Here is a 12,943-nt window from a genome sequence, read left to right on the forward strand (position 1 = left end):
ACTTTCCTCTAGTTCAGACGTGGGGTCAATTTTGTGGTGGGGGTGGCGCGGTTGGGCGTATGGCGGGGGCCGCATTCTTTGCACGGGGGTGACGTAGGTGACATTTGTTTATGGTGCCGCTAGTATGTGAAGACCTGCGTGTGGCTGTCGCGTGGGCATGGCTTAAAAGCAACCGCCCCTTTCTTGGGTTTGTGCTTGCTTGGCGCGTTCAAGAAGTGAGCGTGTTGTGGCCGTGCTAGTGACGTATAGTTTCCACCACCGTGAGGTAGAACATGAACTCTGAAGACGCAATCGTTGACGCCTTCTACGAGAGTGACGACGATGTCCCCTCCAAGAAGGGCATCTGGCGCCTCTTTGTCTACAGCGCTATTGGCGCTTTCGTATTCTTCTTTCCCATCAGCTATGACGGAAAGAAGTCCATCCCGCTTGACCACATGGTCACCATCATCCGCACCTATGCTGAGGCTTTCGTGCCATGGTTCATCCTGGCGCTGGCGCTTTATGGCACGGTGCGCAGCATCGTGAACAAGAACTGGCGGGAGGGGCCACTGCAGGCGGTTTTCACCGCGCTCAACGTGGTGGGCCTGGTGGTCTCCTTCCTCATGGTCATTGGAACGCTGCCGGGAGTGCTGGCCAACGAGGACATCGTGCCCTTCCTGTGGAATTCCATTGCCACCCCGGTAGGCCTTATCGTGCCGATTGGCGGCGCCTTCCTCGGCCTTCTGATTGGCTATGGCCTCCTAGAATTCGTCGGCGTATTCATGCAGCCCATCATGCGCCCGCTGTGGCGCACGCCGGGGCGCTCCGCCATCGATGCGGTGGCCTCCTTCGTGGGTTCTTACTCGTTGGGAATCCTCATTACTGACCGCGTGTACCAGCGCGGCGGCTACACCGCGCGTGAGGCTTCCATCATTGCGACGGGCTTCTCGACGGTCTCAGCGGCTTTCATGGTCATCGTGGCCAAGCAGCTCGACCTGATGGATATGTGGGGCATCTACTTCGCGGTATCCCTCGTGGTGACCTTCCTGGTTACGGCGATTACCGTGTGGATTCCGCCGCTGAGCAGGATTCCTGATGACTACATCGATGGTGTGGAAGCGGATCCGGAAAAGCCAGTGAAGGGCAATTTCTTTAAGGCAGCGTGGCGTGAGGCGCTGCTGGCGCTGGACCGCGCGCCGTCCTTGGGTGCTGCCATTTGGGAGAACCTGCGCGATGGCGTGCGCATGGCGGCGGCGATTGTGCCCTCCATCATGTCCGTGGGCCTGATTGGCTTGTTGCTGGCCAACTTCACCCCGCTCTTCGATTGGTTGGGCTACCTGTTCTATCCATTCGCGTGGCTTGTCCAGCTGCCAGAACCGGAGCTGGCGGGCAAGGCCGCGGCAATGGGCATTGCGGAGATGTTCCTGCCGGCGACAGCTGTGGCGGGTTCTGAGAGCATGGTGCTCAAGTTCGTTATCGGCGTGGTGGCGATTTCCGCCATCATCTTCTTCTCCGCGCTGGTGCCGTGCATCTTGGCCACCAAGATTCCGATCAAGCTGTGGCAGATCGTGGTCATCTGGTTCGAGCGCGTGGTGCTCACCATCATTATTGCGACGCCGATTGCTTTCCTGGTGATTTAGCTGGGACTTAAATGAGGTCTCATTAGAATGTGGGCCCATGAGTACCTCCCGAGTCCCGGCGGCGCGCAACGCGCTGGAGATCCTGCGGTTGCTGTCCACCATCGACGTGCCGATTTCCGCCGCACGCATCCGCAGTGAGCTGGACCTGCCGCGCTCGTCCACCTACCACCTGCTCAAGGAGATGGTGGACGCGGGATTCGTGGTGCACCTGCCGGAAAACCAAACCTATGGTTTGGGGCTCGCCGCCTACTCTATGGCCGCGGCCTATGCCACGCAGCAGCCCCTCGTGAAGGCAACGCAGGGGCACCTCGAGCGGATTGCCAGCAGCGTTGGGGGATCGGGGCACCTATCGCGTTTGGCGGGTTCGGAGATTCTCTACCTCAACGAGGTGCGCGCGCCGGGGGCGCTGTCACTGGTCACGGAGAGGGGAGTGCGCCTGCAAGCTCAGCGGACGGCCTCTGGGCGGGCGATGCTGGCCCTGCTTTCGGAAGCGGAATGGAAGGCGGCGTTCTTTCCGGGTTCCTTAGGCTTTGGGGAATACAAGGAAATCCTGCGCCAGGTGCGCGAGCGCGGATGGGCCGAAGAGGTTGAGGTGGTGGCGCGCGGGCAGGCGTCGGTAGGCGTGGCAGTGATGGACCACGTGGGCAGGCCCGCAGCGGCGCTGGCGGTGACTTTCCCGGTGGGCACTGCCGACGCCTCTGATGTCGCGCAGCAGCTCCAGTCAGCAGCGCAGCAGGTGGCGGAGAGAATGTACGGGCGCCGCTAACAGGTAGTGCGCGGGGTATTGGCGCGCCGGGCAGCCTGTAGTACTATGAGCGCAACGCGTAAGGCTGTCGCGCGTATCACTATTTTTCTATTCTTGTGAAAACAAGTACGTGTTTTCGCGTGCCTTTCTCCCCGCCGGTGGGTGAGGTGTGGGCAACGCGGCGACGTTAAAGGAGCCTTACATGTCTAATTCTTATCCCTCCACCGTGACCGTGGGAATCGGGGCACTGAGCATCGAGGAGGTCGTGGCCGTCGCGCGCTATGGCGCGAAGGTGGAGATTTCCCAGGATGCGCTTGAGGAAATCGCCTCCACGCGCGAGCGCGTCGAAGAGCTGGCGCAGGATCCGACTCCGGTCTATGGCATTTCCACCGGCTTCGGCGCCCTGGCGCGTCGCCATATTCCGGAGGAGATGCGCGCGCAGCTGCAGCTTTCGCTCGTGCGCTCGCATGCGGCGGGCACGGGCCCGGAGGTAGAGCAAGAGGTCATCCGCGCGCTGATGCTGCTGCGCCTGTCCACCCTGTGCACTGGCCGGACCGGCGTGCGCCCGGTGGTGGCGGAAACCTATGCCGCAGTCCTCAACGCCAATATCCATCCGGTGGTCCGCGAATACGGCTCCCTGGGTTGCTCCGGCGATCTGGCTCCGCTGGCACACTGCGCACTGGCGCTGCTGGGCGAGGGCGAGGTGCGCGTTGATGGCGGCGAGGTCACTCCGGCTGCCGAGGCCCTGGCTGCAGCGGGCATCGAGCCGCTCAAGCTGCGGGAAAAGGAAGGCCTAGCACTCATTAACGGCACCGATGGCATGCTGGGCCAGCTCTGCCTGGCTATCACCGACTTGCGCGAACTGGCCAAGACCGCCGATATCGCTACCGCGATGACGGTAGAGGGCCTGCTGGGCACGCTGGTGGTCTTCGCTGATGACCTGCAGCAGCTGCGCCCGCATCCTGGCCAGGCGGATGCCGCGGCCAATATCTTGACGGTGGCGGAAGGCTCAGAGATTCTCGCGGCGGCGCTCGAGGACTTCAAGAAGAAGCAGGTCCAGGACGCCTACTCGGTACGCTGCGCGCCGCAGGTGGCCGGCGGTTTCCGCGATACTTTGGCGCACACAGCAACGGTTGCTGAGCGTGAGTTAGCCGCAGCTGTCGACAACCCGGTGGTGGCCAAGGACGGGCGCGTGGTCTCCAACGGCAACTTCCACGGCGCGCCGGTGGCCTACGCGCTGGACTTTTTGGCCATCGTTGTGGCTGACCTGGCTTCCATTTCTGAGCGCCGGACCGACCGCTTCCTCGACGTCGCTCGCAACCGCGGACTCAACGCCTTCCTGGCCGATGATCCGGGCGTGGACTCCGGCCACATGATTGCGCAGTATGCGCAGGCAGGCATTGTCTCTGAGCTCAAGCGCCTGGCCAACCCGTCTTCGGCGGATTCCATTCCGTCTTCGGCGATGCAGGAAGACCACGTCTCCATGGGCTGGTCGGGTGCGCGCAAGCTGCGCAAGGCAGTCGACGGTCTGCAGCGCGTGCTTGCCATCGAAATTCTCACCGCCGCCCGCGCTATTGATATGCGCGAGGGCCAGCCGGCCAAGGGTACCGGCGCGGTCATCGATGCGCTGCGCCAGACCGTCCAGGGGCCGGGCACCGACCGCTACCTCTCCCCGGAGATCGAGGAGACCGTGCGCCTGGTCAAGGAAGGTGCATTGGTGGATGCGGTAGAAGGGGCCGTCGGCACGCTGCGCTAACTCCGCCCCAGCCCCGTGGCATGTGCCATGGGGCTTTCTCGTGCGCCCTTGATTTCAAAGTGCAGACCTAGAAGTGCAGACCTGCTGGGCGGAATCAAGCGTGGCGCATCCACCGCTTGATTCCGCCCTGGTCGTCGTCAAGCACTGCCTTGGCGCTTCACGACGCCCACCTGCATGAATGCACTTCCAGGTCTGCACTTTTGGGTTTGGTAGAGGCGGGAAGCGCGGCGCTGCAGTACTGGTCGTGCAACAGTCTTGTATCTGAGACAGCCGGCCCGAAAGAGTGCTAGTGCATGGTCGTGGGTCACAGTAACTTGTCCTGTGTGACGCTGACCAAGCCCTAAAAGGGACAGCCCCGGGGAACCGGCCTTGGTGGGTTTGGGAGGGCGTCGAAAAGCACGAGCGAAAGGAAGTCATGTCTGAACCCCGCGAAGTACGCGCCCCGCGCGGAACCGAAATCACCGCCAAGTCTTGGCAGACCGAAGCCCCGCTGCGCATGCTCATGAACAACCTTGACCCCGAGGTTGCCGAACGCCCCGAGGATCTCGTGGTCTACGGCGGCACTGGACGCGCTGCCCGCAGCTGGGAAGCCTTCGATGCCATCGTGGAGTCGCTCAAGGATCTCGAGTCCGACGAGACGCTGCTGGTGCAGTCCGGCAAGCCGGTGGGTATTTGGAAGACCAACGAGTGGGCGCCGCGCGTGCTCATCGCCAACTCCAACCTGGTCGGTGACTGGGCCAATTGGGAGCACTTCCGCAAGCTCGAGGACGAGGGCCTGATGATGTACGGCCAGATGACGGCCGGCTCCTGGATTTACATCGCTACCCAGGGCATCCTGCAGGGTACTTTTGAGACCTTCGCGGCTGTGGCCAAGAAGCGCTTCAACGACACGCTCGCCGGCACCTTCACCCTGACTGGTGGTTGCGGCGGCATGGGCGGCGCGCAGCCGCTGTCCGTTACTTTGAACGGCGGCGCCTGCCTCATCGTCGATGTTGACGAGACCCGACTGAAGCGCCGCCAGTCCAAGCGCTACCTCGATGAGGTCGTCACCGACCTCGACGAGGCCCTCAAGCTGGTGCTCGACGCCAAGGAGAACAAGAAGCCGCTGTCCGTGGGTCTGGTGGGCAATGCCGCCGAGGTCTTCCCGGAGGTGCTGCGCCGCCAGCGCGCCGGTGAGTTCACCGTGGATATCGTTACGGACCAGACCTCCGCGCACGACCCGCTGAGCTACCTGCCCACCGAAATCACCGTCGAGGATTGGCACAACGAGGCCAAGGCGGACCCGACCACCTTCACGAAGAAGGCTCGCGAGGCCATGGCCGCCCAGGTCCAGGCCATGGTGGAATTCCAGGATGAGGGCGCCGAGGTCTTCGACTACGGCAACTCCATCCGCGACGAGGCCCGCAAGGCCGGCTACCAGCGCGCCTTCGAGTTCCCGGGCTTCGTCCCGGCCTACATCCGCCCGCTCTTCTGCGAGGGCCTTGGCCCCTTCCGCTGGGCAGCGCTCTCCGGCGACCCGGAGGACATCAAGGTCACCGACCAGGCACTCAAGGAGCTTTTCCCGGACAACGAGCACCTGCACAACTGGCTTGATGCCGCCGAGGAATACGTGGAGTTCGAGGGCCTGCCGGCGCGTATTTGCTGGCTGGGCTACAACGAGCGCCACAAGGCCGGCCTGCTCTTCAATGACTTGGTCAAGGAAGGCAAGATCAAGGCCCCGATCGTCATCGGCCGTGACCATCTGGACTCCGGCTCCGTGGCCTCCCCGTACCGAGAGACCGAGGCCATGCTCGATGGCACCGACGCCGTGGCTGACTGGCCGCTGCTCAACGCTATGACCGCAGTCTCCTCCGGCGCCACCTGGGTGTCCATCCACCACGGTGGTGGCGTGGGCATGGGCCGCTCCATCCACGCGGGCCAGGTTACCGTCGCCGATGGCACCGAGCTGGCCGCCGCCAAGCTGCGCGCGGTGCTCACCAACGACCCGGGCATGGGCGTTATCCGCCACGTGGATTCCGGTTACACTCGCGCCAAGGAAGTCGCCGACGAGCGCGGCGTGCGTATCCCGATGGAATTCAAGGCCCGCGACTAGACAAGAGAGGAAAAGAAGATCATGTCCACCCTGTTTACTGGAATCTCAGAGCTGCGCACGGTGTCGGAGACAGGCACGCTTGCCGACGCCTCACTCATCGCCAACACCGACGGCACCATCGCCTGGATCGGCCCAGCCTCCGAGGCGCCGGCCGCGGACGAGAAGGTCGACCTTGGCGGCCGCGCAGTTCTGCCGGGCTGGGTGGATTCCCATACCCACATGATCTTCGACGGTGACCGCTCCGCCGAGTTCGAAGCCCGCATGGCGGGCGAGTCTTACCAGGCCGGCGGTATCGCCGTGACCATGGATGCGACCCGCTCGGCGGGGGAGGAGCGCCTGGAAAAGCTCCTGGTGGAGCGCATCGCAGCGGCCCGCCGAGGCGGTACAACGACCCTGGAGACCAAGACCGGCTACGGTCTTAATACCGAATCCGAGGTGGAGGCTGCTCGCGTGGCGGCCCGCCACGTCGATGACGTGACTTTCCTCGGCGCGCACCTCGTGCCGCCGGGGGCGGAGGCTGAAACCTACCTCGACGAGGTTGTGGGCCCGATGCTCGACGGCGTGGCCGAGCACGTGCAGTGGATTGACGTCTTCTGCGAGCGCGGTGCATTCGACGAGGAGCAGTCGCGCCGCGTGCTCGAGGCTGGCAAGGCCCGGGGCTTGGGCGTGCGCGTGCACGGCAACCAGCTCGGCGAGGGTCCAGGCGTAGCACTCGCAGTGGAGTTGGGCGCGGCCTCCGTGGATCACGTCAACTACCTCAGTGATGCCGATGTTGAGGCGCTGGCCTCCTCCGAGACGGTGGCCACGCTGCTGCCGGCCTGCGACCTGTCCACGCGTGAGCCGCTGGCGCCTGGCCGCAAGCTTATTGATGCCGGCGCGACCGTCGCCATCGCTTCCAACCTCAACCCGGGCACCTCGTACACGTCCTCGATGAACTTCTGCGTGACCACGGCCGTGCTCCAGCAGCACCTGACTCTCGATGAGGCCATCGCCGCCGGCACGCTGGGTGGTGCCACCGCGCTGCGCCGCCAGGATGTCGGTGAGGGTAAGGACGCGAAGGGCCGCCCGGCCAAGGGCTCGCTGGTGGTCGGCGCTGCCGCGGACCTGCACGTCCTCGATGCCCCGAGCGCTATCCACCTGGCCTACCGCCCGGGCATGCCGATGACGTTCAAGACCTTTGTCGGCGGCCGCGAGGTGTAGGCGCAGATCACGTCTGGCCCGCGTGTTGATTACGTGTGGCCTGCGCGTTGGGCGTGCTAGGGCTAAACCCAGCCGCAAAGGCACCTTTTGAAGGGCACCTTATGAAGGAAACCGCATGCTTTAACCTGGGGTTTTATCTTTCGAAAGCCGCAAATGGTGCCTTTAGTTTGGTGCCTTTGGTCTTTCTCCGAGCCTTGGGATTCGGGGGTTGGGGGGCTGATCCAAAGGTTGCAGAGTGCTCCTCACGAGCTGCTGTGTGGGTTTTAACGGGCTGAGGCTCAAAGGAGACTGGGGCGCAGCATGGGGTAGCGGCAGGCCGTGGGGAGAAATAGCTAATCTCACCGCAGTGCCGTACTCTGGTTTGAGCAATGAGCATTACCGATAACGCCACCGGCGGCGTCAACGAGCCGGAAGAATTCAATAAGTCGGAATCTCAGGAAAACTCGCAAGGTGGCGAAGCATTGGACGCTTCGCAGGTGTCGAACCAGGACACCGGGGCTGCGAATAACCCTGAGGACACCGGCGCTGAAGAAACTTCAGCCAACGACAACTCCCAGGGTTTTGCACACCTCGGCCTTCCCGATGACGTTCAGGAAGCCGTGTCCAAGGTGGGCTTTACCAAGCCATCCCCAATTCAGGAAGAAACCATCCCGATCCTCATGGAGGGCCGCGACGTCGTCGGCCTGGCCCAGACGGGTACGGGTAAGACCGCGGCCTTCGCGCTGCCGGTTCTCTCCCAGATCGATACCGAGGCCCGCTACCCGCAGGCTTTGGTCCTCGCGCCCACGCGCGAGCTCGCCCTCCAGGTTGCGGATTCTTTCCAGTCCTTCGCCGACCACTTGGGCCGCATCGAAGTTCTGCCTATCTACGGTGGCCAGGCTTATGGCATTCAGCTCTCTGGGCTGCGCCGTGGCGCCCAAATCATCGTGGGCACCCCGGGCCGTGTTATCGACCATCTGGAGAAGGGCTCCCTGGACATCTCGCAGCTGCGCTTCCTCGTCCTCGATGAGGCGGACGAGATGCTCAACATGGGCTTCCAGGAAGACGTCGAGCGCATTCTTGAGGACACCCCGGAAGACAAGCAGGTCGCACTCTTCTCGGCCACCATGCCGAACTCGATTCGCCGCCTGTCCAAGCAGTACCTCAACAACCCCGCTGAGATCACTGTGAAGTCGGAGCGCCGCACGAATGACAACATCACGCAGCGCTTCCTGCTGACCCCGCACCGCCACAAGATGGATGCCTTCACCCGCATCCTCGAGGTTATTGACTACGACGCCATCATCGTCTTCTGCCGCACCAAACACGCGACTGAGGACGTGGCCGATAGCCTCAAGGAGGCCGGCTACAACGCTGCCGCCATCAACGGCGATATTGCCCAGCAGCAGCGTGAGCGCACCGTCGATCAGCTCAAGGATGGCCGCCTGGACATCTTGGTGGCTACCGACGTGGCTGCTCGTGGTCTCGACGTGGACCGCATTACCCACGTAGTCAACTACGACATCCCGAACGACACCGAGTCCTACGTGCACCGCATCGGCCGTACCGGCCGTGCTGGCCGCACTGGTGAGGCCATCCTGTTCGTCACCCCGCGTGAGCGCCGCATGCTGCGCTCCATCGAGCGCGTGACCAATGCCCGCTTGGAGGAGATGGATCTCCCGACCGCGGATGAAGTCAACGCCAAGCGCAAGGAGAAGTTCTTCGCTTCCATCGGTGCCTCCCAGCAGGACAAGCAGTTCGAGTTTTTCCGCGACATGGTGCGTGAGTACTCCGCGGCGGAGAACGTGGCGATGGATGATATCGCCGCTGCTTTGGCTGTGCAGCTGCAGGGTGGGACGGACTTCCTGCTCAAGGAACGTCCGGTATCCAAGAAGGACCGTCGCGAGCGCGATCGCTTTGAGCGCGACGGCCGCGGGCGTGACCGCGATCGTGAAGGCCGCGGCCGTGACCGGGGCGGCCGCGACCGCGACCGTGGCCCGCGCCGCCCGGATGGGGACTTTGAGACGTACCGGCTGGACGTCGGCAAGCGTCAGAACGTGCGCCCCGGCGCCATCGTGGGTGCGCTGGCCAACGAGGGTGGCTTGTCCTCTAAGGACTTCGGCCGCATCACCATTGCGGTGGGCCACACCTTGGTGGACCTGCCGAAGAACCTGGACCCGGCGGTGCTGGAGCGTCTGAAGGACACCCGCATCTCCGGACAGCTCATCAAGATCCAGAAGGATACCGGCCGCCCGCCGCGTCGGAACTACGATGACGACCGTGGCCGTGGTGGTTACGGCGGACGTGGTCGTGGTGGACGCGGTGAGCGCGGGGGATACCGCGACCGTGACCGCGGTGGACATGGCCGCGACCGTGGTGGGCGCCGCGGCGGTTGGCGCGACTAGGCTCCGTTCAACCCCGCAGCGGCCTTAATCCTGCACGAGAAAACCTCCCGAACTCTCAATGAGAGCTTGGGAGGTTTTCGCTGTTGAGGCCTAAACCGGAGAGTTTAGACGTACATCAGGATGGCGCAGATAACCCACAGCAGGTTGAAGATGCCGGAGAACATAGACAGCTGCTTCTTCAGCTTGGCCACATCCGCGGAGCCGGGGGTCGCAATCGCAGCCATGGCTTGGTTCTGCTTCGGGATAACCACGACGAGCAGAATGACCCAAGCGATGACAGAAAGCAGCAGAGCGATGTGGAACTGGACCTCGGACTTGTAAGTGGCCAGGTCAGTGAGGAAAACGGCCAGACCGATGACCGGAACGATGGCGGAAATGTAGCCATAGGTCGAGGTGATTTTGTTGAGGATGCCGGCGGCACCAGCAGCCGAAGCATCACCGGCGCCAGCCTTTGCCAGCTGGGCAGGGAAGGCGGAGGTGGAGATACACACGGTACCGACCAACAAGATAGCGGCGAAGGCGTGGAGGAAAATAAGCAAGCTTGTCATGGGGAGTGCGCTTTACCTTTCTGTACGGGGCTTTCCCAGCGAAAGTCTAACGGTGCTGTGAGATGAAATCGAATCGGCATTGGTGGCGCATGACCGCATAATCGCGGGAGGGAAGCGGGAGTTGATACTTACGCGCCACAGCGGCAAGGCGCTGCGAGTAGTCGCAACGATCAGCCGGTGGAAGCCAGTCTGCCGGCAAGGAATCGGACTTGGCTTGGTTGAGATTGCGGGCGGTGGCAACAAGGTTGAGCGGATCGTTGGCAAAGGCCATTTTCTTATCACGCGGCCAGGCTGATGCGCCGAGATCCCAGGCGGCGGCGAGCGGAAAAACGTGGTCGACTTCCACGCGCGCCGGTGCCGGTGCGCGGGCATAGGGGTCGTAGAGGGTGCCGTCGATGGTCTGCGTTGCTTTAACGCTATCGCGGGTACCCGGCGCCCAGCCGCCGAAATCATCGCGATCGTAGCCAGGGGCCTCCACGCGCGCGGGCACGGTAGCCACGCCCAGGTCGGGGCCGGGGAGGAGGTGGTAGCCGCCGTAGAGCACCGTGGCTATGGAAAGGAAGCCGATATAGGCCGCGCGCAGGTTCATGTACTTTTAGACTGCTGGGATGTATGGGCGGTTCCCGTATAGGCAGGAAGCACGTGGTTGCAGAAACGGGTTAGGTGGGGCAGCCACAAGGAATCTTCTAAAAGGCATTAGTAAGAAGGTTTCTCTGGGGGCAAAGACACCTTTTAGGGGCCCGCACACGGCGTTTTCGAGGCAAAAGCACCTTTTGAGAAATACCATTTGAGTAGAGGCTTTTGAGTAGCGACCTTGTAGAGCCACCGAGCCGATCACAAGCGAAACCCCGCCCCAGCAGATGGTGTGAACTGCTGTGAGCGGGGTTCGGGAAGAGGGAAAAGAGTGTGAAGGTTACTTCTGAACCTTCTCCGCGGCCTCCTCAAAGTCCAAGTCATCGTTCTTCTCAACGAGCTTGGCCAGGCGGGATGCCTCCTCGAACTCCTGGGTGACCTTCTCATCCGGAGCCTTGGTGGCCAGCGAAACGCCGACAGTCACGAGCAGAGCGGAGATGAAGCCCGGTACCAGCTCGTAGAGGGTATCGCCCAGCGGGCTCATGCCCCAGCCGATAGCCACGACGGCACCGGTGATCATGCCAGCGACGGCGCCGGTGGAGTTGAGGCGCTTCCAGTACAGCGACAGCAGCACCAGTGGGCCGAAGGCGGAACCGAAGCCGGCCCACGCGAAGCCAACCAGACCCAGAATCGAGTCGGAGGGGTTGATGGCCAGCACGGCAGCGATGACGGCAATGGCCACAACGGCGGTGCGGGACAGGTTGATCAGAACTTCTTGGCGTGGCTTCTTCTTAGCGAAGATGAGGTAGAGGTCCTCAATAAGCGAGGTGGAGACCACCAGCATCTGGGAGGACATCGTGGACATGATGGCCGCCAGAACGGCGGTCAGGACCAGACCAGCAAACAGCGGGTGGAACATAACCTGGGCCATGTCGAGGAAGATGGTCTCGTAGTTCTCCTGGTCAGTAATGGAGTGGCTGGTCTCAGTGAAGAAAACCGTGCCGGAGAGCGCGACGAAAATAGCGCCGATGAGGGAGATACCCATCCAGCTGACACCGTAGAAGCGGCCCGCGCGGGCGTCGGAAGGCTTACGCAGCGCCATGAAGCGCACGATGATGTGCGGCTGGCCAAAGTAGCCCAAGCCCCAGGCCAGGTTACCGATGATGACGGCGGCGGAAACGCCGGAGAACAAGGAGAAGTAGTCGGGGTTCTCAATGACGCCACCGGTGGCGTAGGGGTTTTCAGCAGCGAAGCTGAAAATCTCGCCCGGGTTGTCCAAGGAGAAGAGCACCATGATCGGCACGATGATGAGGGAGGCGAACATCAGCAGGCCCTGGACGGTATCGGTGTAGGACACCGCAAGGAAGCCGCCGACGAAGGTGTAGAAGACCGTCACGGCAGCCACGACGAGCATGCCCACCATGTAGTCACCGCCGAAGCTGGACTCGAAGTAGCGGCCGCCGGCCACCATGCCGGAGGAGACATAGAAGGTGAAGAAGAAGATAATGATCGCCGCCGCGATAATGCGCAGCAGGCGCGACTTATCGTGCAGGCGGTTCTCAAAGAAGGAGGGCACGGTAATAGAGTTGCCGGCAATTTCGGAGTAGGAGCGCAGACGCGGCGCAACCCACTTCCAGTTGGCCCAAGCACCAATGAGGAGGCCGATGGCCATCCACAGCTCGGACATACCGGTCAGGAACAAAGCGCCCGGCAGGCCCATGAGCAGCCAGCCGGACATATCGGAGGCGCCGGCGGACAGGGCGGCTACGAACGGGTGAAGGCCGCGGCCGGCGAGAACGTAGTCGTCATACTCATCCGTCTGCTTGTAGCTCCAGAAGCCAATAGCGGCCATGGCAAGCAGGTAGATGATCATCGCAACGACATACCAAGTGGAGTCTTGCACTGATCTCTCCTTGAGATTGAGATTAAAGAATAGGACTCACCCACGCTAACGAGGCAAATGCTCCTACCCAACTGAAAATTGGCTGGTTGACCAGTATTTGGTTATCTTGGTCACAGCTTAATG

9 protein-coding genes are annotated in these 12,943 nt (G+C 62.5%); 6 read left to right on the forward strand and 3 right to left on the reverse strand.

Going from position 1 to position 12,943, the window contains the following annotated elements:
* Positions 1–272 precede the first annotated feature (272 nt).
* The 6 genes from HMPREF2743_RS05080 to HMPREF2743_RS05105 all read left to right on the forward strand — a co-directional run bounded on the left by HMPREF2743_RS05080 (position 273) and on the right by HMPREF2743_RS05105 (position 9,796).
* Positions 273–1,619: a YjiH family protein gene (locus HMPREF2743_RS05080; RefSeq protein ID WP_070528896.1), complete on the forward strand. Its 1,347-nt coding sequence runs from the start codon at positions 273–275 to the stop codon at positions 1,617–1,619.
* A 37-nt stretch (positions 1,620–1,656) separates the two neighbouring features.
* A complete protein-coding gene (locus HMPREF2743_RS05085) occupies positions 1,657–2,385 on the forward strand; it encodes an IclR family transcriptional regulator (protein ID WP_070818319.1) in 729 nt (242 codons plus the stop codon).
* Between the two features lie 181 nt (positions 2,386–2,566).
* Positions 2,567–4,120 (forward strand): histidine ammonia-lyase, encoded by a 1,554-nt coding sequence (gene hutH, locus HMPREF2743_RS05090; protein ID WP_070818320.1) that lies wholly within the window; start codon positions 2,567–2,569, stop codon positions 4,118–4,120.
* A 415-nt stretch (positions 4,121–4,535) separates the two neighbouring features.
* Positions 4,536–6,212: a urocanate hydratase gene (hutU, locus tag HMPREF2743_RS05095; protein ID WP_070528883.1), complete on the forward strand. Its 1,677-nt coding sequence runs from the start codon at positions 4,536–4,538 to the stop codon at positions 6,210–6,212.
* 21 nt (positions 6,213–6,233) lie between these two features.
* Entirely contained in the window at positions 6,234–7,412 is a 1,179-nt protein-coding gene (gene hutI / locus HMPREF2743_RS05100) for an imidazolonepropionase (RefSeq protein WP_070818321.1), read from the forward strand.
* Between the two features lie 368 nt (positions 7,413–7,780).
* Positions 7,781–9,796, forward strand: coding sequence for a DEAD/DEAH box helicase (locus HMPREF2743_RS05105; RefSeq protein ID WP_070528878.1), 2,016 nt, complete (start codon positions 7,781–7,783; stop codon positions 9,794–9,796).
* A 104-nt stretch (positions 9,797–9,900) separates the two neighbouring features.
* Here HMPREF2743_RS05105 and HMPREF2743_RS05110 read toward each other — a convergent pair whose 3' ends face one another.
* The 3 genes from HMPREF2743_RS05110 to putP form a co-directional block, all read right to left on the reverse strand.
* Complete coding sequence (locus HMPREF2743_RS05110) at positions 9,901–10,344, reverse strand: DUF2269 domain-containing protein (RefSeq protein WP_070528876.1); 444 nt, start codon at positions 10,342–10,344, stop codon at positions 9,901–9,903.
* A 46-nt stretch (positions 10,345–10,390) separates the two neighbouring features.
* The gene (locus HMPREF2743_RS05115; RefSeq protein ID WP_070818322.1) at positions 10,391–10,933 is read right to left on the reverse strand and encodes an HNH endonuclease family protein; all 543 of its coding nucleotides are present in this window, start codon (positions 10,931–10,933) and stop codon (positions 10,391–10,393) included.
* A 324-nt stretch (positions 10,934–11,257) separates the two neighbouring features.
* Complete coding sequence (putP, locus tag HMPREF2743_RS05120; protein WP_070743929.1) at positions 11,258–12,820, reverse strand: sodium/proline symporter PutP; 1,563 nt, start codon at positions 12,818–12,820, stop codon at positions 11,258–11,260.
* Positions 12,821–12,943: the final 123 nt, after the last annotated feature.

Origin of the sequence: Corynebacterium sp. HMSC036D02, assembly GCF_001836165.1 — a bacterium.
In the GTDB taxonomy this organism is placed as follows: Bacteria; Actinomycetota; Actinomycetes; order Mycobacteriales; family Mycobacteriaceae; genus Corynebacterium.